Source organism: Streptomyces sp. NPDC059224 (genome assembly GCF_042754285.1).
In the GTDB taxonomy this organism is placed as follows: domain Bacteria; phylum Actinomycetota; class Actinomycetes; order Streptomycetales; family Streptomycetaceae; genus Streptomyces.
Genome location: NZ_JBHZAN010000008.1, coordinates 36,996 through 62,235 on the forward strand (window position 1 = coordinate 36,996; position 25,240 = coordinate 62,235).

26 protein-coding genes are annotated in these 25,240 nt (G+C 72.0%); 15 read left to right on the forward strand and 11 right to left on the reverse strand.

The window, feature by feature from the left end:
• The first annotated feature begins 12 nt into the window (after positions 1-12).
• The gene (locus ACFXI4_RS10295; RefSeq protein ID WP_384989290.1) at positions 13-1,392 is read left to right on the forward strand and encodes an FAD-dependent monooxygenase; all 1,380 of its coding nucleotides are present in this window, start codon (positions 13-15) and stop codon (positions 1,390-1,392) included.
• Positions 1,393-1,463: 71 nt separating this feature from the next.
• Here the strand turns inward: ACFXI4_RS10295 and leuE are convergent, their stop codons facing one another.
• Both leuE and ACFXI4_RS10305 read right to left on the reverse strand, forming a co-directional pair.
• The gene (leuE, locus tag ACFXI4_RS10300) at positions 1,464-2,120 is read right to left on the reverse strand and encodes a leucine efflux protein LeuE (protein ID WP_362727310.1); all 657 of its coding nucleotides are present in this window, start codon (positions 2,118-2,120) and stop codon (positions 1,464-1,466) included.
• 100 nt (positions 2,121-2,220) lie between these two features.
• A complete protein-coding gene (locus ACFXI4_RS10305) occupies positions 2,221-3,801 on the reverse strand; it encodes a methylmalonyl-CoA mutase (protein ID WP_384989292.1) in 1,581 nt (526 codons plus the stop codon).
• 99 nt (positions 3,802-3,900) lie between these two features.
• Here ACFXI4_RS10305 and ACFXI4_RS10310 point away from each other — a divergent pair, with 99 nt between their 5' ends.
• A complete protein-coding gene (locus ACFXI4_RS10310; protein WP_384989294.1) occupies positions 3,901-4,800 on the forward strand; it encodes a L,D-transpeptidase family protein in 900 nt (299 codons plus the stop codon).
• 217 nt (positions 4,801-5,017) lie between these two features.
• Here the strand turns inward: ACFXI4_RS10310 and ACFXI4_RS10315 are convergent, their stop codons facing one another.
• The 7 genes from ACFXI4_RS10315 to ACFXI4_RS10345 form a co-directional block, all read right to left on the reverse strand.
• Positions 5,018-6,055, reverse strand: coding sequence for a hypothetical protein (locus ACFXI4_RS10315; protein WP_384989296.1), 1,038 nt, complete (start codon positions 6,053-6,055; stop codon positions 5,018-5,020).
• Entirely contained in the window at positions 6,055-6,720 is a 666-nt protein-coding gene (locus ACFXI4_RS10320; RefSeq protein WP_384989298.1) for an RNA polymerase sigma factor, read from the reverse strand. Before ACFXI4_RS10320 ends, ACFXI4_RS10315 begins: the two co-directional genes overlap by 1 nt.
• Positions 6,721-7,377: 657 nt before the next feature.
• Positions 7,378-8,850 carry an MFS transporter gene (locus ACFXI4_RS10325; protein ID WP_384989299.1) on the reverse strand — a complete coding sequence of 491 codons (1,473 nt, stop codon included), beginning with the start codon at positions 8,848-8,850 and terminating at the stop codon, positions 7,378-7,380.
• A 117-nt stretch (positions 8,851-8,967) separates the two neighbouring features.
• Positions 8,968-9,348 (reverse strand): hypothetical protein, encoded by a 381-nt coding sequence (locus ACFXI4_RS10330; protein WP_362727946.1) that lies wholly within the window; start codon positions 9,346-9,348, stop codon positions 8,968-8,970.
• Between the two features lie 209 nt (positions 9,349-9,557).
• Positions 9,558-10,097, reverse strand: coding sequence for a hypothetical protein (locus ACFXI4_RS10335; protein ID WP_384989301.1), 540 nt, complete (start codon positions 10,095-10,097; stop codon positions 9,558-9,560).
• A gap of 163 nt (positions 10,098-10,260) precedes the next feature.
• Entirely contained in the window at positions 10,261-11,043 is a 783-nt protein-coding gene (locus ACFXI4_RS10340) for a DUF4328 domain-containing protein (RefSeq protein ID WP_384989302.1), read from the reverse strand.
• A gap of 76 nt (positions 11,044-11,119) precedes the next feature.
• On the reverse strand, positions 11,120-12,742 hold the full coding sequence (locus tag ACFXI4_RS10345; protein ID WP_384989501.1) for a glycoside hydrolase family 20 protein: 1,623 nt from the start codon (positions 12,740-12,742) through the stop codon (positions 11,120-11,122).
• Positions 12,743-12,933: 191 nt separating this feature from the next.
• On the opposite strand from ACFXI4_RS10345, the gene ACFXI4_RS10350 reads away from it, so the two are divergent.
• The 5 genes from ACFXI4_RS10350 to ACFXI4_RS10370 all read left to right on the forward strand — a co-directional run bounded on the left by ACFXI4_RS10350 (position 12,934) and on the right by ACFXI4_RS10370 (position 17,115).
• Positions 12,934-13,506: a 2-oxo-4-hydroxy-4-carboxy-5-ureidoimidazoline decarboxylase gene (locus ACFXI4_RS10350; RefSeq protein ID WP_384989304.1), complete on the forward strand. Its 573-nt coding sequence runs from the start codon at positions 12,934-12,936 to the stop codon at positions 13,504-13,506.
• 187 nt (positions 13,507-13,693) lie between these two features.
• On the forward strand, positions 13,694-14,074 hold the full coding sequence (sdhC, locus tag ACFXI4_RS10355) for a succinate dehydrogenase, cytochrome b556 subunit (protein WP_071659649.1): 381 nt from the start codon (positions 13,694-13,696) through the stop codon (positions 14,072-14,074).
• Positions 14,075-14,079: 5 nt separating this feature from the next.
• On the forward strand, positions 14,080-14,562 hold the full coding sequence (locus ACFXI4_RS10360; RefSeq protein WP_362714425.1) for a succinate dehydrogenase hydrophobic membrane anchor subunit: 483 nt from the start codon (positions 14,080-14,082) through the stop codon (positions 14,560-14,562).
• Between the two features lie 19 nt (positions 14,563-14,581).
• Positions 14,582-16,336: a succinate dehydrogenase flavoprotein subunit gene (gene sdhA / locus ACFXI4_RS10365; RefSeq protein WP_362714426.1), complete on the forward strand. Its 1,755-nt coding sequence runs from the start codon at positions 14,582-14,584 to the stop codon at positions 16,334-16,336.
• On the forward strand, positions 16,336-17,115 hold the full coding sequence (locus tag ACFXI4_RS10370) for a succinate dehydrogenase iron-sulfur subunit (protein ID WP_362714428.1): 780 nt from the start codon (positions 16,336-16,338) through the stop codon (positions 17,113-17,115). The genes sdhA and ACFXI4_RS10370 overlap by 1 nt, the downstream gene beginning before the upstream one ends.
• Positions 17,116-17,176: 61 nt before the next feature.
• Here ACFXI4_RS10370 and ACFXI4_RS10375 read toward each other — a convergent pair whose 3' ends face one another.
• A complete protein-coding gene (locus ACFXI4_RS10375; RefSeq protein ID WP_384989306.1) occupies positions 17,177-17,611 on the reverse strand; it encodes a hypothetical protein in 435 nt (144 codons plus the stop codon).
• A gap of 133 nt (positions 17,612-17,744) precedes the next feature.
• Here ACFXI4_RS10375 and ACFXI4_RS10380 point away from each other — a divergent pair, with 133 nt between their 5' ends.
• The 6 genes from ACFXI4_RS10380 (at position 17,745) to ACFXI4_RS10405 (ending at position 20,454) form a co-directional block, all read left to right on the forward strand.
• The gene (locus ACFXI4_RS10380) at positions 17,745-18,155 is read left to right on the forward strand and encodes a VOC family protein (RefSeq protein ID WP_384989307.1); all 411 of its coding nucleotides are present in this window, start codon (positions 17,745-17,747) and stop codon (positions 18,153-18,155) included.
• A 94-nt stretch (positions 18,156-18,249) separates the two neighbouring features.
• Positions 18,250-18,657, forward strand: coding sequence for a hypothetical protein (locus ACFXI4_RS10385; protein WP_384989309.1), 408 nt, complete (start codon positions 18,250-18,252; stop codon positions 18,655-18,657).
• Entirely contained in the window at positions 18,654-19,148 is a 495-nt protein-coding gene (locus tag ACFXI4_RS10390; RefSeq protein WP_384989310.1) for a thiol-disulfide oxidoreductase DCC family protein, read from the forward strand. Before ACFXI4_RS10385 ends, ACFXI4_RS10390 begins: the two co-directional genes overlap by 4 nt.
• A gap of 9 nt (positions 19,149-19,157) precedes the next feature.
• Positions 19,158-19,898, forward strand: a complete 741-nt coding sequence (locus ACFXI4_RS10395; protein WP_384989312.1) for a TetR family transcriptional regulator — start codon at positions 19,158-19,160, stop codon at positions 19,896-19,898.
• Positions 19,899-19,987: 89 nt separating this feature from the next.
• Positions 19,988-20,113: a hypothetical protein gene (locus tag ACFXI4_RS10400; protein ID WP_384989314.1), complete on the forward strand. Its 126-nt coding sequence runs from the start codon at positions 19,988-19,990 to the stop codon at positions 20,111-20,113.
• 161 nt (positions 20,114-20,274) lie between these two features.
• On the forward strand, positions 20,275-20,454 hold the full coding sequence (locus ACFXI4_RS10405) for a hypothetical protein (RefSeq protein ID WP_384989316.1): 180 nt from the start codon (positions 20,275-20,277) through the stop codon (positions 20,452-20,454).
• Here the strand turns inward: ACFXI4_RS10405 and ACFXI4_RS10410 are convergent.
• Positions 20,447-22,855, reverse strand: coding sequence for an MMPL family transporter (locus ACFXI4_RS10410; RefSeq protein WP_384989502.1), 2,409 nt, complete (start codon positions 22,853-22,855; stop codon positions 20,447-20,449). The two genes, ACFXI4_RS10405 and ACFXI4_RS10410, sit on opposite strands and share 8 nt — an antisense overlap.
• Before the next feature lie 176 nt (positions 22,856-23,031).
• Here ACFXI4_RS10410 and ACFXI4_RS10415 point away from each other — a divergent pair, with 176 nt between their 5' ends.
• Entirely contained in the window at positions 23,032-23,721 is a 690-nt protein-coding gene (locus tag ACFXI4_RS10415) for a response regulator transcription factor (protein ID WP_362714439.1), read from the forward strand.
• Entirely contained in the window at positions 23,718-25,154 is a 1,437-nt protein-coding gene (locus ACFXI4_RS10420; RefSeq protein WP_362714441.1) for a HAMP domain-containing sensor histidine kinase, read from the forward strand. Before ACFXI4_RS10415 ends, ACFXI4_RS10420 begins: the two co-directional genes overlap by 4 nt.
• Positions 25,155-25,240 lie beyond the last annotated feature (86 nt).

The window sequence follows — 25,240 nt, forward strand, 5'->3', positions numbered from 1 at the left end:
AGGAGAAATGTGATGGACGTTCTGATCGTGGGCGCCGGTCCCACCGGCCTGACCCTCGGTATCGACCTGGCCCGGCGCGGGGTCGACGCGCTGGTGGTGGAGGCGGCCGAGAAGCTGTTCCCCGGCTCGCGCGGCAAGGGGATCCAGCCCCGCACCCAGGAGGTCTTCGACGACCTCGGGGTGCGCGAGGCGCTCCGCGCGGCCGGCGGTCCCTACCCGCCCCAGCTGTTCTGGAAGGACGGCGAGCGGCTCAGGACACAGCCGATGTTCGACACGGTGGCGGCGGACGAGGGCGCGCCGTACACCGACCCGCTGATGGTCGCGCAGTGGCGGACGCAGGAGGTGCTGTACGCACGGCTGCTGGAGCTGGGCGGCCGGGTCGGGTTCGGGCGGGCGCTGACCGGCCTGGAGCAGGACGCGGACGGGGTGAGCGCCCACTTCGCCGACGGCACCACCGCCCGGGCGCGGTACGTGGTGGCGGCGGACGGCGGGCGGTCGGCCGTACGGCGTGCGGTGGGCGTGGGGATGACCGGCGAGTCGGTCGACCCGAGCCCGTTCCTCGTGGCGGACCTGCGGGTGCGGAACCTCGACCGCGACCACTGGCACGTCTTCGTCGGCGCCGACGGCAACGGCGTGGCCCTGTGCCCGCTGGCCGGCACGGACGACTTCCAGCTGGGCGCCAAGCTGCCCGAGGGCACCGAGGCCGACCCGTCCCTGGAGGGCGTACGGCGGCTGGTGTCGGCGTACAGCCACCTGGACGCGGCGGACGTCACCGAGCTGCGCTGGGCCTCCGGCTTCCGCCCGCGTGCCGCCCTGGCCGACCGCTTCCGGGTGGACCGGGTCTTCCTGGCCGGAGACGCCGCCCATGTGCACTCCCCGGCGGGCGGCCAGGGGCTGAACACCAGTGTCCAGGACGCCTACAACCTGGGCTGGAAGCTGGCCGCGGTGCTCGCGGGCGACGCCCCGGACACACTGCTGGACACCTACGAGGAGGAGCGCCGCGCGAACGCCGCCGCCATGCTGGACCTCTCCACGGGCGTGCACCGCGGCGAGGTACGGCGCGGCGCTGCCACGGTCCAGCTGGGGATCGGCTACCGGGAGTCCTCGCTGACGGCGGAGACGCGCGCCGACCCCGGACCGGTGCGGGCGGGCGACCGCGCGCCCGACGGACGGAACGCGGCGGGGGTGCGGATGTTCGACGCCTTCCGGGGGCCGCGCTGGACCCTGCTGGCCCCGGAGCCGGTGGACGGCTTCCGCAGCCTGCCGGCCCCGCAGTCCTACGGCCCCGGCCTCTTCCTCGTCCGCCCGGACGGCTATGTGGGCTGGGCGGGCGAGACGGCCGAGGGGCTGCGGACGTACGCGGCGCGCGCCGGGGCGGGCGCCGCCGCCTAGGTCTCCGGGGCGGGCGGGGCTGGCCCGGCGTACGCAACCGCGCCGCCGCCCCGAGCCGCCGGCAGAGCCGCCTACGCGCTGGCCAGCGTCAGCTTCACCGCGAAGCCCAGGAACAGCGCCCCCGCCGCCGAGGTGGCCGTCGCCGCCAGCCGCTTGCGGCGGCGGAAGGCGGCGGCCAGCCTGGTGCCGCTGAATATCAAGGCGGTCAGGTAGAGGAAGCTGGCCAGCTGGGCGAAGGCGCCGAGGACGACGAAGGACAGCGCGGGGTAGGCGTACCCCGGGTCCACGAACTGCACGAAGAAGGCGACGAAGAACAGGATCGCCTTCGGGTTGAAGAGGCTGATCACCAGGGCACGGCGGTAGGGCCGCTCCTGTGCGACGGCGTCCGGTGCCGGACCGCTCTCCTCGGCCGCGCGCTCCCGCCGGGTCCGCCACATGGACCGGGCCGCCCGCAGCATGCCGATCGCCAGCCAGGTCAGATAGCCGGCGCCCGCGTACTTCACGATCCCGAACAGCACGGCGTTGGCCTGGAGCAGCGACGCCACCCCGGCCGCGGACAGCGTCATCAGCACGGTGTCACCGCACCACACCCCCGCGGCGGCCGTGTAACCGGCCCGTACGCCCTGCCGGGCGGCGACCGAGAGCACGTACAGCGAGTTGGGGCCGGGCAGCAGGACGATCAGGACGAGGCCTGCCAGATAGGTGGGGAGATCGATGACGCCGAACATGCGAAGAAGTCTCGCACGCACGTCCGACAACGGGCCCCTCCGTGCCGGCCGGCAGGCATCCGGCGGCGTCAGGGCGACGCCGGGCGGCGGGGTGCCGGCGTCAGAAGGTGTCCGCCGGGGTGTAGGTGCCCCAGACCAGGCGCAGCGCGTCGCACACCTCGCCGACCGTCGCGCGGGCCCGCAGGGCCGTCCGCATCGGGGGGAGGACGTTGTCCTCGCCCGCGGCGGCCCTCCGCAGGGCGGCCAGCGCCGAACCGACGGCCCGCCGGTCCCGTTCGGCGCGCAGGCGGGCGAGCCGTTCCGCCTGCCGGGCCTCGATGGCCGGGTCCACGCGCAGCGGCTCGTACGGTTCCTCCTCGTCGAGCCGGAAGCGGTTGACGCCGACGACCACCCGCTCCCCCGCGTCCGTCTCCCGTGCGATGCGGTAGGCGTTGCGTTCGATCTCGCCCTTCTGGAAACCGGCCTCGATCGCCGCCACCGCGCCGCCCAGTTCCTCGACCCTGTCCATCAGGCCGACGGCCGCCCCCTCCAGGTCGTCCGTCATCCGCTCCACCGCGTAGGAACCGGCGAACGGGTCCACCGTCGCCGTGACATCGGTCTCGTGGGCCAGCACCTGCTGGGTGCGCAGGGCGAGCCGCGCGCTCCGGTCCGTCGGCAGGGCGATCGCCTCGTCGAAGGAGTTGGTGTGCAGCGACTGGGTGCCACCGAGGACCGCGGCCAGGGCCTGGACGGCCACCCGGACCAGGTTCACCTCCGGCTGCTGGGCGGTCAGCTGGACGCCCGCCGTCTGGGTGTGGAAGCGGAGCATCAGCGACCTGGGATTGCGCGCTCCGAACCGTTCCCGCATCACCCGTGCCCAGATACGGCGCGCCGCCCGGAACTTGGCGACCTCCTCCAGGAGCGTCGTGCGGGCCACGAAGAAGAAGGACAGGCGGGGTGCGAAGTCGTCGACGTCCATGCCGGCCGCGATCGCGGTCCGCACGTACGCGATGCCGTCGGCGAGGGTGAAGGCGATCTCCTGCGCGGGCGAGGCGCCGGCCTCGGCCATGTGGTAGCCGGAGATCGAGATCGTGTTCCACCTCGGGATCTCGGTACGGCAGTACCGGAAGATGTCCGCGGTGAGCCGCAGGGACGGCCCCGGCGGATAGATGTAGGTGCCCCGGGCGATGTACTCCTTGAGGACGTCGTTCTGGATCGTCCCGGTCAGCCGGCCGGCGTCCACCCCCTGTTCCTCGGCGACCAGTTGGTACAGCAGCAACAGCACGGCCGCCGGCGCGTTGATCGTCATCGACGTCGACACCCCGTCCAGGGGGATCCCGCCGAACAGCACCCGCATGTCGTCGACCGAGTCGATCGCCACACCCACCTTGCCGACCTCGCCGTGCGCCGGCGGGGCGTCGGAGTCGTAGCCCATCTGGGTGGGCAGGTCGAAGGCGACGGACAGGCCCGTGGTGCCGTGGGCGATCAGCCGCCGGTAGCGGGCGTTGGACTCGGCCGCCGTACCGAAGCCGGCGTACTGGCGCATGGTCCAGGGCCGGCCGGTGTACATCGTCGGGTGGACGCCCCGGGTGAAGGGGTAGGACCCCGGGTCGCCGAGCCGCTCGGCCGGGTCCCAGCCCGCGAGGGCGGACGGGCCGTAGACCGGCTCGACGGGCAGTCCGGACTCCGACTCACGGACCATGGTGACCGACCTCCGCGGTGCACCGGTTCCGCCGGTGCGTCTCCCCCTCCCACCATGCCCCCTTGTTCGGCGGCGGTCACGCGGGGAAGCATCCTCGGCATGAAGGTCTCGGGGTACTCAGGGATCGTGGGGCGGCGCGGCGGCGCGCCCGCCTCGGCCGCCGTGCTCGCGGCGCTCACCGCGCTCTGCGCCTGCACCGTGCAGCCGCCGGACGGCACGGACGGCAAGGGGAACTCGCCCGTCCATATCGAGCTTCCGCACAGCCGGACGCCCGGCGGTACGGGGGGCTCGGCGCCCGGCGGGGCATCGGGCCGCACGTCCGGCGCGGCCGCCGCCCCGACGCCGTCCGCCGTCGAGACCGTCCCGCCGCACATCGTGTACACCCGCGGCGACACCGGTACCGGCGTGCGCGAACTGCAGGCCCGGCTGCGCCAGGTCGCCTGGCTGTCCGACGGGCCGACGGGGACCTACGACGACCTCACCGCGGCGGCCGTCAAGGGCTTCCAGGGCAAGCGCGGGCTGCCCCGGACGGGCGAGACCGACGCGGTGACCTGGCGGCGGCTGCGGGCCATGACGCACACGCCGGGGAAGTGGGAGCTGTACCTGATGGGCGGTCAGCCGGCCGCCGCGCCCGATCCGCGGTGCCTGACCGGGCGGGTGCTGTGCATCAGCAAGACCAGCCGGACCCTGCGCTGGATGATCGACGGGCGCACGGTGTCGACGATGTCGGTGCGCTTCGGGGCCCAGTACACCCCGACCCGTGAGGGCGTGTTCCACGTCTACTGGAAGTCACGCCACCATGTCTCGACGCTCTACCACTCGCCGATGCCGTACGCGATGTTCTTCAGCGGCGGCCAGGCGGTGCACTACTCGTACGACTTCGCGGCCCGGGGGTACGCGGGCGGCTCGCACGGCTGCGTCAACGTCCGGGACGAGGCGGCGGTCTCGGCGCTCTTCACCGAGGTCCGCAACGGCGACAAGGTCGTCGTCTACTGGTGAGTGCCGGAAGGATTCTGGGGCGCGGGCGGGACCGGGGGAACGTGTCCCGCCCGCGCCGATGCACGAGCCACGGGTACGGGGGGAACCCCGGCTCTGTGCGACGGCCGATGACCAGTCGGCTCACTCTGTACTGCGCCGCCTCCGCCGAAAACGTCACACCCTGCCGGAAAAAAGTTCAGCGGGTTTCAGAAGTGCAGGTCACAGCGGTACGTAAAGGTCAAAGCGCGCTGTACGCGGGGCTCGGCGAGGCGGCCGGGTTCGGCAGCAGGGGTGCGAAGGCCGTCGGGGCGGGCGGGGCCGCGCCGTCCTGGTGATGGTGGTTGCCGCCGCCCCGGCCACCGCCGTGCCGGCCGGGGCGGCCCTCGTCGTCACCGCCCTGACCGTTGCCGCCGCCCGAACCCTGGTTGTGGCCGCCCTGGCCCTCCTGACCGCCGCCGTCGCCCTTGCCGTCGTCGGAGACGCCCCGCTCACCGGCCGCGCCGACGCCGAGGAGGACCTTGCAGAACCTGTCGACCCGTGCGGGGCCGCCCGCCATCCCCTCCAGGGCACGCCTGCGGTCGTTGCCCAGGAACTTGCCGTCCTGGACGTCACGGCAGAACCTCAGGGCACGGTTCCACCTGTTCCCGGGGGTGGCGGACGAACCGGTGCCCCGGTCCTTCGGCCTGCCCGACGAGTCGGGCGAGGGCAGGACCGGGCCGCGGGGCGTGGCGTCGGCGGAGGGCGCGCCGCTCTCGCCGCCGAGCAAGGACTCGGTCGAGGGCGAGTCCTGCGGGTGCACGGGGGTGCCGGCCGCCGTCACGGAGGCTCCCGGCCTGGGACGGACACCGTCGAACGGCGACGGCAGCACCCCGGTGCCGGCGGCCACCGCGACCCCGCCGAGCATGCCGGCGGTCAGAACGGCGGCCAGGGCGAACCGCGCGGGGCGGGCCCAGCCCGGGACCCGGGGCGGCCGGGGACCGGCACCGATACGGATGAGACCCGCGTCGGAGCCCCGGCCCCACCTGCCCGGCTGCCGCGCCACGGAGGTCCACTCGTCCCCGGCGGATTCGCGCGCTTTGCGGAAGGCAGCCAGCGCGGCCTCCTCGCCGGGGAGTTCGGCGGTGGCCGGCACGGTCCGCACGGAGAGCGTGTCCAGCGTCCTGGCAAGGCGTTCTGCCTGGTCACGGGCGGAGTCGTCGACGGCTTCCAGTGACTCACCGCGCAGCAGACGTTCCGCCGTCGCCCGGTTCAGCCACTTGTCCTGCTCGTCGGCCATCACATGTCCTTCTGCGTCCGCGAACGCGTATGCGTCACAGTGGCGGACGTCACCGCACGATCCTTCGGTTCTCTCTGGGGCGGAAGCGCCTCGAGGACGACACCCGCCTGCTCCGGGTCGGCGCCCAGCAGTTCCGCCAGCTTCTTCAGGCCCCGGTGGGCTGCCGTACGGACGGCGCCCGCGCGTTTGCCGAGGGTATCGGCGGCCGTCTTGGCGTCGAGGCCCATCACGACCCTCAGGACGACGGCCTCGGCCTGGTCCTGGGGCAGCCGGGCGATGAGGGAGAGGGTGGAGTCGGTGGTCAGCGCCTCGATGGCCTCGCCGGCGGTGTCCGACTCGGCGGGCCGGCCGGTCAGTTCCGTCTCGTCGCCGCCGATCGCGGGACGGCGGCCGCGCATGCGTATGTGGTCCAGGGCGCGGTTGCGGGCTATCCGGGCGGCCCAGCCGCGGAACCGGTCCGCGTCGCCCTCGAACCGGTCGAGGTCGCGGGCTATCTGCAGCCAGGCCTCGGAGGCGACGTCCTCCGCGTCCGGATCGCCGACCAGTGTGCGGACGTATCCGAGCAGACGCGGCTGCACCGCGCGATAGACGATACGGAAGGCGGTTTCGTCCCCGCCCTGTGCCGCACGTACCGCGGCGGTCAACTCCGCGTCGTCCCCCAGCACCCGTCGTTCCCCAGTAAGTGGTCGGTCGCGGCTACGACGCAGCCGCCGATCGTTGCAGTGATCATGTACTCGCGCTCGACGCGAAAGGCACGTTACGGCCTGAAACCGCTCGCCGTCCACGTCAGTACAAAGTGCAACTAACTCGTGACGCCCCGGGGTGTGACAGAAAACGCACTCATGGCGCTGAACGGAGTACGGACCGCCGCGCGGTCCGTGCCGCGCGACGGCCGGGGCCTCTCCTGTGGGGGGTGGCGGCCTCGGCCGTTGCTTCGGTGCCGACGCCCGGTCAAGGCGGTTGGCCTTCGGTCGCGGGAGCCGGACGCCTGCCGCGCACCCCGCAGCGCGAGGCCCTGCCGGGCTTGGTCCGCACCGCCCGCGGGCACCTGGGGTTTTTCGCCGCCCCATGGGGATCGGGTTACGTCCGGAGATGTCCCGACCACGGAGGCCCTTGTGCGAGAAGCCGTGTAGCGCCCGCTCCATCGTTGTCCCCCGCGCTTGCCGATCAGGCTTCCACGCGTGATCCGGAGCAGCTCGGAGGATGGATTGGCCGCAGTTGCGGGCGGCCGGCCCGGCACCCGCCGGCGACTGCGGCACTCAGGTCCCGCCGCACCGCGCACAGGCGGCTGAATTGCTGGTCAGGGGGCAGAGGTGCTCTGCTCAGGTCGCGGACCCGGCCGGTTCCGGGGTTCTTTCCCCGGTCTCCGGGGCGGTGGGCGCGCGGTCCGCGTTCACGACCACCCCGGCGACGAGCGCGCCCAGCAGCAGCACGGCCATCGCCCACCAGGTGGCCACGTTGAAGCCGTGCACCGCGGCCTTCGCCGCCAGCAGCCCCCGGTCGGGAATCGTGGCCGCGTGGGCGGTGGCGTACCGGGTGGTGACGCTCGCGGCGATGGTGTTGAGCAGTGCCGTGCCGATCGAACCGCCGACCTGCTGGGCGGTGTTGAAGGTGGCCGAGGCCGCGCCCGAGTCGCGCGCGGCGACCCCGCCGGTGGCCAGGGAGACGCAGGTCATCATGGCCGTACCCATGCCGAGGCCGAGCATCAGCATGCCGGGCAGGATGTGCGAGGCGTACGCCGGTTCGATTCCGACCTGGGCTATCAGCGCCAGCGCCCCGGCCGCGACCAGCAGCCCGGGCACCAGGAGCAGGCGGGGCGGCACCCGGTGCAGCAGCCGGGCGGCGATCTGCGTGGAGCCGGTGACCATGCCGACGGTGATGGGGAGGTAGGCGACGCCGGTCTTCACGGGCGAGTAGCCGAGGACGCGCTGCATGTAGTAGGTCAGGAAGAGGAAGACGCCGAACATGCCGATGGTCACCAGCAGCACGGTGACACAGGCGCCGAGGCGCTGCCGGTCGCGCACGACGGTCATCGGGAGCAGCGGGACCGGGGCCCTGGTCTGCCAGAACCCGAAGACGCCGAGCAGGGCGACCCCGCCGAGGAGCAGCGTCAGGACCAGGGAGTCGTGCCAGCCGCGGGACTCCGCCTCGGAGAAGCCGTAGACCAGGGCGAGCATCCCGCCCGAGCCGAGCAGCGCGCCGGGCACGTCGAGGCGGGCGTCGGGGTGGCGGCCGCCGCCGGGCAGCAGTGTCCAGGCTCCGGCGAAGGCGACCAGCGCGATCGGCACGTTGACGTACAGGCACCAGCGCCAGTCCAGGTACTGGGTGAGGAAGCCGCCCGCGAGCAGTCCGACCGCGGCACCGGCGCCGATGATCGCGCCGAAGATGCCGAAGGCCTTGCCGCGGTCCTTCGGGTCGGTGAACGTCGTCGCGATCAGCGACAGCGCGGCCGGGGCGAGCAGCGCGGCGAACACGCCCTGCAGCGCCCGCGCGCCGAACAGCATCCCCTCGTCGACCGCGGCGCCGCCGAGCGCGGAGGCGGCCGCGAAGCCGACGAGCCCGGTCATGAACGCCGGCTTGCGCCCGGCCAGGTCGCCGACCCGGCCGCCGAGCAGCAGCAGCCCGCCGAAGGCGAGGGTGTAGGCGGTGATGACCCACTGCCGGTTGCCGTCGGACATGTGCAGCGCGGCTTGGGCGGAGGGAAGCGCGATGTTGACGATGGTCATGTCGAGTACGACCATCAACTGGGCGAGCGCGATGACGACCAGGGCCCACCAGCGTCGGTTGTCGGCCATGGGCCAATCGTGCTCCCGGCCACGCCACTTGGGAACGCCCGCGTCTCTTATTGCGGGGTTTTTGCCAAGTCCCCCGCCGTCAGCCGCCGTTCCCCGCCGTTTTCGGGGCTTTCTCGCCTACCCCATGGCGTCCCGGCACAGCAGCCGCAGCGAGCCGTGGCCGCCGTAGCACCGCCGGGCCTCCTCGACGGGGTCCCAGAGCCGCCCGTCGGGGGTGCGGATCCAGTGGTCGCCGCCGGACGCCCACCACTCGGCGCCGGTGTGACGGACGATCACCTCACCGGCGTAGCACCCGAGGCCGCGCAGCATCTCCCGTACCGCGTCGTACGGCGCGCCCTCCCGGCGTATCTCCTCGATCATCCGGTCGACCCGCCACAGGCTCTGTGCGGAGTAGTCGAGCCGGACCCGCGCACCCTCGCGCATCATGGCCACCGCGTCCGCGGCCCAGCGGGCCGGTTTGGTGGCGGCGTGCGGCCTGGTCTGCTGCTGTGCTGTCACGTAGTGAACTGTCACATAGGGAAAAGCGAGGTCAGCAAGGGTTTCGTCACACTGTTCCGGGGTGTTCCGGCAACCGGCGCAGGACCCCCGCAAGTCCGCCGCAGCTCCGCCGCACGGCGCTCACAGGAAGCCTCCCGGTCCGGGCCGGTCCGGGACCGGCACGGACCCGCGCGGACGGACCCGGACCGGCCGGGACCGGCCCGCCCGGTTCAGCCGCGCCCGCGGGCCCTTCGCGACACCACCGCGCGCAGCACCCGGCGGCCCTCGGTGGAGACGTCCAGCGCACGGCGCAGCCCGGCCGTGCCGTGCCCGGCGAGCAGTTCGAGGACGGTGACCTGGCGGCGCAGTTCGGCGGCCACCAACGGCGACATGTCCTCGGTGCCGCCCTCGCGGCGGGTGTCGACGGAGGGCGCCGGGTCCTCGGCGGGGTCGAGGAGCCGGTGGATGCGCAACGAGGCGACGGAACAAGCGTCCGCCCACCGCCGCACCTCGTCACAGGCGTGGTCCGCGGGCGCGGCGTCGAGCATGCGACGGGCGAGGAGTTCGGCCTCGGCCTCGCCGGTGTCGAGCGCGTTTCGGGCCTGCTCCAGGCCGGCACTCCATCCCGAGCCGTCGGCGAGGCTCGTCCACAGCGGCCGCAGCACCAGGTCGTCACCGCCGAGCAGCGGCACGCACCGATCCAAACAAGCCAGTCCGCTGGCGGCCAGTCCGCGCTCGTCAGCCTGAGCGATCAGCTCCACCAGGCTCATCCCACGCCTCCCACAACGGTATGTACCAAGGCGCCGACCTGTACGGAGCCCGCACTCCCCCTTACTGCGTGCAAGGACCCAGGAGTGTCACAGCGGTACGGAGCCCAGCAGATCGAGCGGGCAGAGGAAAGGGTTTTCGGCCAACTGCGGTGATCCGCGGCGGTCAGAGCGCGGGCGGGACGGCGCCCGCCAGCGCCTTCTCGTGCTGCATCCGGGTCAGCCGCACCACGACGAGGACCGCGAGGACGGCGGCGGCGATGTCGAGGGCGTCCGAGACCAGCGCCGCCAGCGCGTCGTCACGGGCCTGGGCCGCGCCCCCGGAGTCGCCGGTGGTCACGGCACGGCCCGCGAACAGCGAGGCCAGCCAGAGCGTCCACCAGGCGTTGACCAGCGCATGCGAACGGTTGGTCCCCCACGGGCTGCTGGCGTCCCAGATGTCGAGGGTGATCCGGCGCGGGAACCACAGGTTCACGACCGGCACGAACCACCCGCCGATCGCCCAGCCCGGCGACTTGCGGTGCCCGGCCGGGCTGAAGACCTGGGCGTTGGCCCGCACCCGCTGGAACCAGCACAGGTACACCACCGCACAGCTGACCAGCGACACGGCCTGGGCGCCGGCGGCGAGCCCGGAGAGCGCGTCGGCACGGTCGGCCCGGCGGAACGCGGCGGCGCCGGTCTCCCCGTCGGCCAGGGCGCCCGTGGCGTCGTACTGCAGCAGGTCCGCCCAGACGGCGAACAGGTCGGCGGCGACGACCGCGCCGAGCAGCACGGCGGCGGCCCAGCCGAGGCCGACGGGCGAGCGCAGCCGCAGCCCCGGCGCGCCGACGACCGGGGGGACGGGCTCGGGCGGGGCACCCAGGCACCGGTCGCACAGGGTGGCTCCGGGCGCGGCGGCGAAGTGGTGGCAGCGGGCGCAGATCAAGACGGGTCCCCCGGGGTAGGGCACGCGGCCCTCCCCTGGTCCGCGCGCGGAAGCGGAACATACGGCCCGTCACCGCCGTACGTCCACCTCTGGTCGCGTATCAGCCCAGGTTGGCGGCCAGCGCCTTGAAGTCCGTCCAGGACAGCGCGGGGGTGCCCGGGTCCCAGAGTTTCTGGATCGTGGCCCGCAGCGGCATCCGGATGCCGGCGGCCACCTGGTCCTGCGTCTGCGAGTCGGCGAGGTCGCACCAGACGGCGAAGGATGCGCCGAGGATCTGGGGGTCGTACCGCGTGGCCACGGCGGAGGTGCCGCGCAGCACGCGCGGGGTCCACTGCTGGTAGATCCGCTGCCCGGTCGGATAGACGAAGGTGTTGGGCTCCCCGAGGACGTAGTAGAGGAACTCGTCGTTGTAGTTGAGGACCTGCCGGCCCGCCCTCAGGTACTCCGCCGGCTGCCGGGCGCCGATCTCCTTGCCGGTCCAGTAGGCGACCTGGAGATCCCCGGCGGGCTGCACGGAGGTCCCCCGGAAGAAGCCGTCGTTCCAGACCCGCAGGGTGCGGTCGTGGGCGCGGACGGTGTCGGCGCGGTCGTTGAGCCAGCCGGTGGTGAGGTCGGCGACGGTGCCCGAGTCGCCGTACGCCTGCTGGGCGGCGTCCGCCAGCTGCGGGTAGGAGGCCTGCGGATCGGCCACGGTGAGCGCCTGGTACTCGTCGCCGCCGAGGTTCCAGTAGGAGCCGGGGAACAGGTCGGCGTACTCGTCGAGCAGGTCGTCGACGATCTTCGCGGAGTCGTCCTGGGCGATGTCGACGGCACCCCTGGTGGCGACGCCCTGCGCGTTGCGCAGCTGCAGATCCGGGTGGGCGGCGAGGACGGCGCCGAGGTGTCCGGGCGAGTCGATCTCGGGGACCACCTGGATGTGCCGGCCGGCGGCGAGGGCGACGATCTCCCTGACCTGTGCCTTGGTCAGATGGTCCCGGGAGACGATCTCGGGGTGGGTGTCGGACTCGATCCGGAACCCCTGGTCGTCGGAGAAGTGCAGTCCGAACTGGTTGAACTTCAGGTCGCCCAGTTCCTTTATCCGGCTCTCGATCCAGTCCGCCGTGAACGGCTTGCGCGCGATGTCCAGCATGAACCCGCGCTGCGGCTTGGCCGGCTGGTCCCTGACGACCCCCTCGGGTGCGGCGCCGCCGCCCCGCACCTCCTGCTTGAGCGTCCGGGTGCCGTAGAAGACCCCCGCGTCACCGGGCCCGCTGATCCGCACCGACCCGCCGTGCACGGTCATCGTGTACGACTCCGGGTCGCCCGTCCCGCCGAGGTCGAGCCGCAGATCACCCGGCCTGACGTCCTCGTCCGCCGCCTTCTTCCCGGCGTACGAGAGTCCCAGCTCACTCGCCGTCAGGCGCCCCTCGTCGGCCAGCGCCGCGTCGCTCACCACGACCCGCTCGCCCTTGCGGGGACGCCAGCCGGGTCCGCGGGCGGCGGTGTGGGAGCGCACGGCGGGAATGGTGCGCGGGGCCTGGGACAGGGGGTAGCTGCGGGTCGGCGTGGGAGTGGGGGTGCCGGCCCGGCCGGCGGACGAGCCGGCCGTCCCGGACGGCTGCCGGGCGGCCGATCCGGCCGGGGTCCCGCCGTCGCCCGAGGTGGCGGCCCACACGCCGATGCCGGTGCCGAGCGCGACGGTCGCCACGAAGGCCGCGGCGATCACCGCCCGTCTCCGCGACACCTGGCGTGCCGAGGGCCTGCGCTTGTGCTGGCTCACCGGTCCAACCTACGACGCGTCCACCGCTCAGGCGTCATCCAACCGCTCTGAAACTCTCCCCTTCGGGTGAAACTGAGGCAACCAACCGACACACCGTGAACGTCCTCGATAACGTCTACGACACATCCCTCCCAGCATCCCCTGCCACACCTCACGTGACACGAGGACCCACGCTGCCCGCCCACCGCCTGCCCCACCTCCCCACTCCGCTGGACGCCTTCAACGCCGCCCCGGACGAAGAGGTCGGCGCCCTGCTCCTGCACTGCCTGTGCAGCCCGCGCTGGTCCCGGCGACTCGCCGACCACCGCCCCTACCCGGACGTCGCGTCCCTGCTGGCGGCCGCGGACGAGGCGGCCTACGACCTGGGCCGGGCGGACCTCACCGAGGCCCTGGCGGGCGAGTCGCTCCCCGAGCTGCCCGAGGACACCTACTCGGCGGCGCATACGGCCTTGACCGCGGCCCACGCGGCCTACGAGGCCAAGTTCGGACACGTGTTCGTGATCCACTTGGACGGCACCCCGCCCGAGGAGCGCCTGGACCGCGTACTCGAAGGCATCTACTCACGTTTGAAGAACGATCCGGAGGACGAGCGGGTGATGTCCGCGGAGCAACTGCGGCGCCTTGCGCACGGGCGTCTGAGGGACCTGCTCAGGGGCGCGGGGCCGTGCCCGTCAGCGGCTCCGCCAGGAGGCACGAACAACCCCCACGGCGCCGCACCCGGCAGATGACCGCGCCCCCGCCCCGAACGCCGCCCGGCTAACCCATACGCGTGCCACTTTGATCACACCGGTAGGCCCGGCGTAAGCCCGGCGCCAGCGCATCGCTACGATGCTGGGGGCCGGTGGACCGTACCCGGCCGGGCCCGACCGACACCAAGCCGGCGCGGCCCCAATCCCCGCTCCCGGAGGGACTTCCGTGCCGGCTGGAACGCTGTACCGCGGCCGGGAAGGAATGTGGTCCTGGGTGGCTCACCGAGTCACCGGCGTCCTCATCTTCTTCTTCCTGTTCGTTCACGTGCTGGACACCGCTCTCGTCCGTGTCTCCCCCGAGGACTACGACAAGGTCGTAGCCACGTACAAGACGCCGATCGTCGCGCTGCTGGAGTACGGCCTCGTGGCCGCCATCCTCTTCCACGCGCTCAACGGCCTGCGCGTCATCGCCGTCGACTTCTGGTCGAAGGGCCCGCGCTACCAGAAGCAGATGCTCTGGACGGTCGTCGGTGTCTGGGTCGTCCTGATGGCCGGGGCCGTTTACCCCGTTCTCGGCCACGCCGCTCGTGTCCTGTTCGGGAGCTGACGCAGATGTCGACCACTGAATCCACCGCAGCCGGCGTCGGCCCCGTCGAGGGCGCCCCCCTCTTCAACGTCGACAACCCGGCTCCCCTCATCGAGGCCCCGCGCCTGCGCACCAAGAAGACCCCGCGCTCCACGCGCGGCAACTTCGAGATGGCCGCCTGGCTGTTCATGCGGCTGTCCGGCGTCGTGCTGGTCGTCCTGGTCCTCGGCCACCTGCTGATCCAGCTCGTGCTCGACGGCGGCGTGTCGAAGATCGGCTTCGCGTTCGTGGCCGGCCGCTGGGCGAGCCCCTTCTGGCAGGTCTGGGACCTGCTGATGCTGTGGCTCGCGATGCTGCACGGCGCCAACGGCCTGCGCACGGTCATCAACGACTACGCGGAGCGCGCGAACACCCGGCTGTGGCTGAAGGGCCTGCTCTACACCGCCACGGTGTTCACCATCCTGCTGGGCACGCTGGTGATCTTCACCTTCGACCCGAACATCCGCTAGGCACGGGGCTGCGAGAATCATGAAGATCCACAAGTACGACACCGTCATCGTCGGCGCCGGTGGCGCGGGCATGCGCGCGGCCATCGAGTCGACGAAGCGCAGCCGCACCGCGGTCCTGACCAAGCTCTACCCCACCCGCTCCCACACGGGCGCCGCGCAGGGCGGCATGGCCGCGGCGCTGGCCAACGTGGAGGAGGACAACTGGGAGTGGCACACCTTCGACACGATCAAGGGCGGTGACTACCTGGTCGACCAGGACGCCGCCGAGATCCTGGCGAAGGAGGCCATCGACGCCGTCCTCGACCTGGAGAAGATGGGCCTGCCGTTCAACCGGACGCCCAACGGGACGATCGACCAGCGCCGGTTCGGCGGGCACTCCCGCAACCACGGCGAGGCGCCGGTCCGCCGGTCCTGCTACGCGGCCGACCGCACCGGCCACATGATCCTCCAGACGCTGTACCAGAACTGCGTCAAGGAGGGCGTGGAGTTCTTCAACGAGTTCTACGTGCTGGACCAGCTGATCACCGAGGTCGACGGGGTCAAGAAGTCGGCCGGTGTCGTCGCCTACGAGCTGGCGACCGGCGAGATCCACGTCTTCCAGGCGAAGGCCGTCATCTACGCGTCCGGCGGCACCGGCAAGTTCTTCCGGGTCACCTCCAACGCGCACACGCTCACCGGTGACGGCCAGGCGGCCGTCTACCGCCGCGGCCTGCCGCTGGAGGACATGGAGTTCTTCCAGTTCCACCCGACCGGCATCTGGCGCATGGGCATCCTGCTGACGGAGGGCGCCCGTGGTGAGGGCGGCATCCTCCGCAACAAGGACGGCGAGCGCTTCATGGAGAAGTACGCGCCGGTCATGAAGGACCTGGCCTCCCGTGACGTCGTCTCCCGGTCCATCTACACGGAGATCCGGGAGGGCCGCGGCTGTGGTCCCGAGGGCGACCACGTCTACCTCGACCTCACCCACCTCCCGCCGGAGCAGCTGGACGCCAAGCTGCCGGACATCACCGAGTTCGCGCGCACCTACCTCGGTATCGAGCCCTACACGGACCCGATCCCGATCCAGCCCACCGCGCACTACGCGATGGGCGGCATCCCGACGAACGTCCAGGGCGAGGTCCTGAGCGACAACACGACGGTCGTCCCGGGCCTGTACGCGGCCGGCGAGGTCGCCTGCGTGTCGGTGCACGGTGCCAACCGGCTGGGCACGAACTCCCTGCTGGACATCAACGTGTTCGGCCGCCGGGCGGGCATCGCGGCCGCCGAGTACGCGCACACCGTGGACTTCGTCGACGTCCCGGAGAACCCGGCCGGGTTCGTCGTCTCGCAGATCGAGCAGCTGCGCACCTCGACGGGGAACGAGCGGGTCGCCACGCTCCGCCGGGAGCTGCAGGACACGATGGACGCCAACGTCATGGTGTTCCGCACCGAGCAGACGATCAAGACGGCTGTGGAGAAGATCGCGGAGCTGCGCGAGCGCTACCGGAACGTCTCGATCCAGGACAAGGGCAAGCGGTTCAACACCGACCTGCTGGAGGCCATCGAGCTCGGCAACCTGCTGGACCTGGCCGAGGTCATGGCGGTCTCCGCCCTGGCCCGCAAGGAGTCGCGCGGCGGTCACTACCGCGAGGACTACCCGAACCGCGACGACGTCAACTTCATGCGCCACACCATGGCGTACCGCGAGGTGGGCGACGACGGAGCCGAGTCCATCCGTCTCGATTACAAGCCGGTCGTCCAGACCCGCTACCAGCCGATGGAGCGTAAGTACTGATGGCAACCCCGACCCTGGAGAAGGCGGACGCGGCCGGCCAGCCCGAGCCCGGCTTCGCCGACTCCCCGTACATCACGGTCACCTTCCGGATCCGCCGCTTCAACCCCGAGGTCTCCGCGGACGCCGTCTGGGAGGACTTCCAGCTGGAGATCGACCCGAAGGAGCGCGTCCTCGACGGCCTCCACAAGATCAAGTGGGACGTCGACGGCACGCTGACCTTCCGCCGCTCCTGCGCGCACGGCATCTGCGGCTCGGACGCGATGCGGATCAACGGCAAGAACCGCCTCGCCTGCAAGACGCTGATCAAGGACATCAACCCCGACAAGCCGATCACGGTCGAGCCCATCAAGGGCCTGACGGTCCTGAAGGACCTGGTCGTCGACATGGAGCCGTTCTTCCAGGCGTACCGGGACGTGATGCCGTTCCTCGTCACCAACGACACCAACGAGCCGACACGCGAGCGTCTGCAGTCCGCCGAGGACCGCGAGCGCTTCGACGACACCACGAAGTGCATCCTGTGCGCCGCGTGCACGTCGTCCTGCCCGGTCTTCTGGAACGACGGCCAGTACTTCGGCCCGGCGGCGATCGTCAACGCGCACCGCTTCATCTTCGACTCGCGTGACGAGGCGGGCGAGCAGCGCCTGGAGATCCTGAACGACCGCGACGGCGTGTGGCGCTGCCGCACGACCTTCAACTGCACGGACGCCTGCCCGCGCGGCATCGAGGTCACCAAGGCGATCCAGGAGGTGAAGCGAGCGCTGATCACGCGCCGCTTCTGACCTTCACGACGCCGTCCCAGGGCCCTGTCTCCCCTTCCCGGGGAGCGGGGCCCTGCGGTGTTCAGGCGGGCCTGTGCCACTCCCTGGCGCCGGCGGCGCGCATCAGGGCCAGGGCCTCGTCCGGCGCCCCGGAGACCAGCGGGTGGACGAGTTCGACGTAGCGGATCTGGCCGGTGAGCGATCTGCGCAACTGCCTCAGGCTACGGGCGCCGAAGCAGACGCCGCTCCGGCCGTCCGCGACGCCCGCCGCGCGGGCCAGTCCCGCGATGCCGACCTTGCACACGGTCGACGCGGTCTCCCGGCAGGCGTGGATCTCGATGTCGCCCTGCCACAGGCCGAGCACCACCGTGTAGGTCACTGCGGAGCCGGTGTAGCTGGCCACCGCGAGGTGCCGGTCCGCCTCACCCGCGCCCGGCCCGTCCAGTCCCAGCCGCTGCGCGGCACCGGCGAAGGCGTTCCGCACCTCGCCGTAGAAGGTCTCGGTCCCCGGAGTCATGTCCGCCCCCTCGAGCAGCCGTCGCGCCGACGGCCGCCCAGCGTAGCGAGACGGCGGGCGCGGCCTGAGCCCATTGAGTGACCCCGCGGTCAGCCCGCTCAGCAAGTGACATCGGCGCACCTAATCTGATCGCATGTCAGATGACGAGTCGTACGAACTGCTCGGGTTCGACAACGTGCTGCTCCCCGTCGGGGATCTCACGGATGCCGTCGGCTTCTACGAACGGGCCGGGTTCACGATCGGGTTCCGGTTCGACGAGGGCGGGATCGCCCTGCTGAAGGTCGGGGGCGAGACGCCCGGGATCCTGCTGCGGGCCGAGGCGGGGCTGGGGCAGCGGACGCCGGTGTGGGCCGCGCCGCGGCTGTGGCTGGAGGTGCCGGACGCCCGGGCGGCCGCGCGGCGGCTGGCCGAGGCCGGGATCGCCGTGCTCGACGCGCCGTTCTCCGTCGCCACCGGCTGGACCGTCGAGATCGCCGACCCCTGGGGGAACGTCCTCGGGTTCACCGACTACAGCAAGCGGCCGGAGTTGGCGCGGCGGGCGTGAACGGGGTCACCCCGCAACCGAGTTGAACACGTTCAAAACTGGGTCTACAGTCACCCCTGTCAGCGTTTTGAACGCGTTCAAGAAGGGGTGGGGCATGGACCGCACGGTCATCGCCTACGTCATCTACCTGCTGGTCAGCATCGGTCTGACGGTCTGGGTGGCCCGCACGCTCAGCCGCAACGGACGGATCTTCCTCTCTGACGTGCTGAGCGGCAACGAACAGCTCGCCGACGCCGTCAACCACCTGCTGGTGGTCGGCTTCTACCTGGTCAACCTCGGCTTCGTCGCGCTGTACCTGCACACCAGCGACACCATCGACGACACCCGGGGCGTCTTCGAGGCGCTGTCGGCCAAGCTCGGCGTCGTCCTGCTGGTGCTCGGCGTGATGCACCTCGGCAACGTGTACGTCCTCAACCGGATACGGCGGCGCGGGGCCATGGAGAAGGAACAGCTCCCGCCCGTCCCGCCGCAGGGCTGGACCGCGCCGGCGGCCGGGGCGTGAGCACCGTGCCGGCCGCCGAGGACCGGGGCGCCGCGCGCGTCCCGGTCCGCGGGCTCACCGTTCTCTACGACGCCGAGTGCACCCTCTGCACCCATCTGCGGGACTGGCTCGGGCGTCAGTCGCAGCTGGTGCCGCTCACCCTGGTCCCGGCCGCGTCGGACGAGGCCCGCGCCCGCTTCCCCGGACTCGACCACTCCACCACCCTCGACGAGGTCACCGTCGTCGGCGACTCCGGGCAGGTCTACCGGTCCGCCGCCGCATGGATCGTCGTCCTGTGGGCACTGCGGGAGCACCGGCCGCTGGCCCACAGGCTGAGCACGCCGGCCGGAGCCCGGCTGGCCCGGGGCGCGGTACTCGCCGCCGCCCGGTGGCGGGGCGCCCAGTGGGGCGGCAAGGTCTACCGGCGCGAGGACGGATGGACGTACGACCCCGGGCTCGGGTGGATCTACGACCCTCCGGGCTGTGCGGGCGACACCTGCGCCACTCGTTAGGCTCTGTCCGTGTCCGCGAAGAACGACGGTCCTGCCGAGGCCGATACGCCGAGCAAGTCCGAGCAGACCCGCGCGCTGATCCTGGAGACGGCGATGCGGCTGTTCCGGGAGCGCGGCTACGAGAAGACCACGATGCGGGCCATCGCCACGGAGGCCGGGGTCTCCGTAGGCAACGCGTACTACTACTTCGCCGGCAAGGAACACCTGATCCAGGGCTTCTACGACCAGCTCGCCGCCGAGCACCGGGTGGCGGTCCGCGAGGTCCTGGACCGGGAGACCGACCTGGAGGCGCGGCTCGCGGGCGTCCTGAAGGTGTGGCTGGACATCGCCCTGCCGTACCACGAGTTCGCGGTCCACTTCTTCAAGAACGCCGCCGACCCCGACAGCCCGCTCAGCCCGTTCTCCCCGGAGAGCGAGCACGCCCGCGCGGAGGCGATCAGTGTGCACCGGGAGGTGCTGGCCGGCGCGAAGACCAAGGTCGCACCCGAACTCCGGGACGTCCTGCCCGAGTTGATGTGGCTCTCGCAGATGGGCCTGGTGCTGTACTGGATCTTCGACCGGACCGAGGGCCGGGAACGCAGCTACCGGCTCGCCGAGCGGGGGGCGCGGCTGACCGCGCGGGGCGTCTCCCTCGCGCGGTTCCGGGTGCTGCGGCCGCTCGTGCTGGAGGTGCACGAGCTGTTCACGGACTTCCTGCCGGGGATGACGCGGGTCCTGCCGGACCCGGCGGTCAAGGCGAAGACCGGGTGATCACTTCCGGGTGAAACGGTTCGAAGGGGACAGCGAGGGCCCGGCTGCCCACGATGATTTCCTCGACACCAGCTCCTGGGAGGCACGCGATGTCCGCCGCGGCCATCGAGCACCCCTTCGACGACGGGCCGTTCTCGCTCACGGCCGCCGCCGACGAGACCATGGGGCGCCATCCGGGCTGCCGCGTCGAGATCGTCGGGGCCACCTCCTCGTGACCCATCACCGGATGTGCCGCACGCTCGTGCCCTGACCAGGCTCATGGTCCCTTTCATCGCCGCAGGGCCGGCCGAGGGCGAAACCGACGTCATGCAGGGCGTCGGCCTCCGGCTCCCCGCTGGGGCCGAGGATCACGCCATCTGCGGCCTGTCGGTCGTGGATGCCGACACCGACGACCACCACGTCCGGAACAACGCCTGCGACCGGCCACCGGGGAGAGTACGAGCACCACCGCCCGTACTCTCCCGGCGAGACCGTCACGCTCCCCGGACCGATCGGCGCCGAGGTCACCCTCGGCGTGGATCAGATCCTCAAGGCCGCGCAGAAGAAGGCTAGTTGACCGCGTCCACCTCGTCCCCGGTCAGCTCCACGTCGTACACCAGCGGCCCCTCCGCCACCACCACGTGCCGGGCGCGTGAGCCGTACGACGCCGACGTCACCGCCAGCAGGTAGGAACCCGGCGCCGGGACCGACACGATGTAGGAGCCGTCCGCCAGGGACGTCACACGGTCCAGTTGGCGGCCGCCCTTGGACATCAGGGTCACCGACGCGTCCTCCACCGGGTCGCCGTCCGCCGCACGGACGAAGCCGTGGATCGCCGTGGCCGGGCCGGTCGGCTCCGCGGGTTCCGGGGCGGCCCCCTCCGACGGCTCCACCGCGAGGTGCGGCAGCCGCTTCTCCAGCCAGGCCGGCAGCCACCAGTTGGAGTCGCCGAGCAGGTGCATCGCCGCCGGGACCAGCGCCGTACGCAGGATGAACGCGTCGAGCGCCACCGCCGCCGCCAGACCCACGCCCGCCATCGCCGCGCCCGAGTCGCCGCTCAGGACGAAGGCCAGGAAGACACAGACCATGATCAGGGCCGCGCTGTTGATGACCCGGCTGGTCTCCGCCAGACCGACCCGGACCGCCCGCGCGTTGTCCCTCGTGTGCACCCACTCCTCGTGCATCCGGCTCACCAGGAACACCTGGTAGTCCATCGAGAGGCCGAAGAGGAGGGACAGCATGATGACGGGGAGGAACGCGTTGATCGGGCCCTCCTTGCCGAGGCCCAGCAGGTCCAGCCCCCAGCCCCACTGGAAGACCGCGACCAGGACGCCGAAGGAGGCGGCCGCCGCGATCAGGTTCATCAGCGCCGCCGTCAGCGGTACCACCAGGGAGCGGAAGGCGACCAGGAGAAGCAGGAAGCCCAGGCCGATGATCGTCGCGATGAAGAGCGGCAGACGGTCGCCGGTGACGGAGGCGAAGTCCTTGGATACCGCCGTCACGCCGCCCACGTGGGCCTCGGTGCCCGCCTTCGGGATCACCTGGTCGCGAAGGGTGTCGATGAGGTCGTCGGTCTCCTTGGACTGGGGCGAGGTGGTCGGGACCACCTGGATGACGGTGACGCCCTGCGCGGGCGGCAGCGCGGCGACCCGGGCGACTCCGGAGGTCGCCTCGATGCCCTGGACCAGCTTCGCCGTGTCACCGCCCGCGCTGACCACCTGGAGCGGACCGTTGAAGCCGGGGCCGAAGCCCTCGGCGAGCAGGTCGTAGGCCTTCCTGGTGGTCGTGGACGCGTCGTCGTTGCCCTGGTCGGTGGCGCCGAGGCGCAGGGAGAGGACCGGGACGGCGAGGACCGCCATGACGACCACGGCAAGCGCGGCGACGCGCCGCGGGCGCTTCTCGACGTTCACCGACCAGCGGGCCGCCAGGCCGCTCGCCTTCTCCGGTTCGGGACCCTCGGCGGCCAGCCGGCGGCGCTGCCGGCGGCTGAGGACGCGGGGGCCGAGGAAGCCGAGCAGGGCGGGCAGCAGGGTGGTGGCGGCCAGGACGCTGAGCACCACCGTCAGCGAGGTGCCGATGACCACGCCGTCCAGGAAGCGGAGCCTGGTGACCAGCATGCCGGCCAGCGCGATGCAGACCGTGCCGCCCGCGAACAGGACCGCCCGGCCGGAGGTGTTGAGGGCGGTGACCGCCGACTCCTCCGGGTCCATGCCGCGCAGGATGCCCCGGCGGTGCCGGGTGACGATGAACAGGGCGTAGTCGATGCCGACGCCGAGGCCGATCAGGGAGGCGAGCAGCGGCGCGATGTCCGGGATGTTCGTGGTGTGGCTGAGCAGCTGGGTGGAGAACAGCCCCATGCCCACGCCGAAGACGGCGATCGCGATCGGGAGGGTCATCGCGAAGAACGAACCGAACGCCAGGAAGAGGACGACGGCCGCCGCGACGATGCCGACCATCTCGGAGAGGCCCTGCGGGGGCTCCTGGACACGCTGGATGGCCTGGCCGCCCAACTCGACCTGGAGACCGCCGCGTTCCGCGTCCTGGGCGGTGTCGACGACCTTCTGGACGACGTCCTTGGGGATCTCGTTCGCCCGCTGGACGAAGGTGATCTGCGCATACGCGATCTTGCCGTCCTGGCTGATCTGCGCGGCCCCCCGGGCGCCTTCGTAGGGGCCGGCGACCGCCCCGACGCCCTTCAGTTTCGCGATCGAGTCCAGGGCCGGCTGGACGCGGCTCCGGACGGTCTGGTCCCTGACCGAGCCGTCGGTGACCTTCCAGACCACGGTGTCCGTGTCACCGGAGGTGTTCGGGAAGGCCTTCTGCATCAGGTCGTACGCGGTCTTTGAGTCCGTGTCGGGGAGGGAGAAGACGTTCGCGTAGTCCGTGCCCGCCGTCGAGGCCGAGAAGCCCACGCCGAACAGTGCCCCCACCCACAGCAACAGGACCACCAGCCGGTGCCGATAGCACCACCGTGCCAATGCCGTCACGCTCAACAGCTCCTTGAATCAGGTTCGTCCGGTTCGGTTGGTCCCCCAGGTCCTGGGCAACAGGATTGGCGGCGGGAGGCCCGCCGGGACACGGGGCGCGCATGACTCTCAAGGAACTCCAAAGCTGCGCGCCCCCCGCTGTCGGCCCTCGCGCCGATACTGGGGGCATGACGGCTCCAGGCAGCACCGTGCTGATCGTGGAGGACGAACCGAGCATCGCGGACGTCCTCGCCATCGCCCTGCGCTATCACCGGTTCGAGGTGATGACGGCCGGGACGGTCCGGGACGCCCTCGCGCTGGCCGACCGCACCCGCCCCGACGCGGCTCTGCTGGACGTGATGCTGCCGGACGGGGACGGCCGCGCCCTGGGCCGCGAGCTGCGCGCCCGCCGGCCGGACCTGGCCCTGGTCTTCCTGACCGCGCGGGACGCTCCGGCGGAGATAGTCGGCGCGCTCGGCTACGGCGACGACTACATCACCAAGCCGTTCAACATCGACGAGGTCGTCGCCCGGATCGGGGCGGTGCTGCGCCGCACCCGTCCGGCCGACGTCATCCAGCAGCGCCCGCCGCTGCGCTACGGCGACCTGGAACTGGACGAGACGACGTACTCGGTGCACCGGGCCGGCCACACGGTCGAGCTGACCCCGACCGAGTACGCCTTGCTGCGCTTCCTGGTGCGCAACGGCGGCCGGATCGTCCCCAAGGAGCAACTGCTCCGGCACGTCTGGCAGTACGAGCACGCGCCGTCCGACTCGACCGTCGTGGAGACCTACATCAGCTATCTGCGGCGCAAGCTGGACGCCCTGGGTGCGCCGGTGATCACCACCCGGCGGGGCGTCGGATACGGCCTGGCATGAACGTCGGGAAGCGGCGCCGGCACCGGCACGGCATGCACTCGCTGCGCGGCAAGCTGACCCTCGCCAACGTCGGTCTGCTCGCCGTCGGCATCGTGGCCGCGACCACGGTCAGCATCATGGGCATGCGGCTCTACCTGCTCGACCAGGTCGACTCCTCGCTGCTCAAGATGCGTACCTCGCTGGGGAGTTCGGGTCTCACCCTGCGGCAGGTCGACTCGCTGGGCACGCTCGGCGTCATCCGCGACCGGGTGGTCCCTGCGGAGTCCGACCCGGCACCGGGTTCGATCTTCGCCGTGGTCGACGCCAGGGGCAGCGCGGTCTCGGTCTTCGACATGACGCCGACCGAGGCCCAGCGCGGGCTGGCGGCCGCCGTGAGCGACCCGCGCGCCCTCGCCGCCGCCCCCGACCCGGGCGATGTCACCGTGCACGGCGCGATGTACCGGGTGACGGCGACCCGGCTCGCCGACGGTCCCTACATCCTGCTGGCCAACTCGACCGAGCTGCTGCACGAGGGCATAGCCAAGGCGCTCCGGCTCGACTTCGCCGTCGGCGCGCTGCTGCTGGCACTGCTGGCCTGTCTGACCATGTTCAGCTCGCGGCGCTGTCTGCTGCCGCTGGAGGACATGGTGGAGACGTCGTCGGCGATCGCCGAGGGCGACCTGACCCGGCGGGTGCCCTCCAGCCAGCACCCGACGGAGGAGGTCGAGCAACTGCGCCTCGCCCTCAACTCCATGCTGCACCAGGTGGAGACGGCGTACCGGACGCGCGAGCGCAGCGCGGCCCAGCTGCGCCGGTTCGTCGCCGACGCGTCGCACGAGCTGCGGACACCGCTCGCCGCCATCCGCGGCTATCTCCAGCTGTACGACAAGGGAATGCTGCGCGAGCCCGGGGAGCGGCGGCGGGCCTGGGACCGGATGCACGGCGAGGTGGACCGGATGGGGCGGCTCGTCGACGAACTGCTGCTGCTGGCACGGCTCGACCAGCGGCCCGAGATCCGGCTCCGGAACGTCGACGTGAGCCGGCTGGTGCGGGACGCGGCGGAGGACCTGCGGGCCCAGCAGCCCGCGCGACGGGTCGCGGTGAGCGCCGAGGGGGCGGTGCTGGTGCGGGCCGACGAGTCGGGTCTGCGGCAGGTGCTGGGGAACCTGGTGGCCAACGTCCGTACCCACACACCGGTCGAGGCGGCCGTACGGCTGGAGGTGGAGCGGTCGGACGGGGTGGTGCGGGTGTGCGTCGCCGACGAGGGGCCGGGGCTGACGGAGGAGGACGCGGCACGGATCTTCGACCGGTTCTTCCGGGTGGGGAGCGCGGAGGGCAGCGGGCTCGGGATGGCGATCGTGCAGGGGGTGGTGGACGCGCACGGCGGCGAGGTGGCGGTGAGCACCTCGCCCGGCGAGGGTCTGGCGGTGACGGTGACGCTGAAGTGCGGGTGAGACGCGGGGGCCGGGGCCGGGCCGGCCCAGGAGGGGTCGGCCAGTACCGGCGTCCACACCGTCCTGGCGTGGGTTTCCCTGCTCCG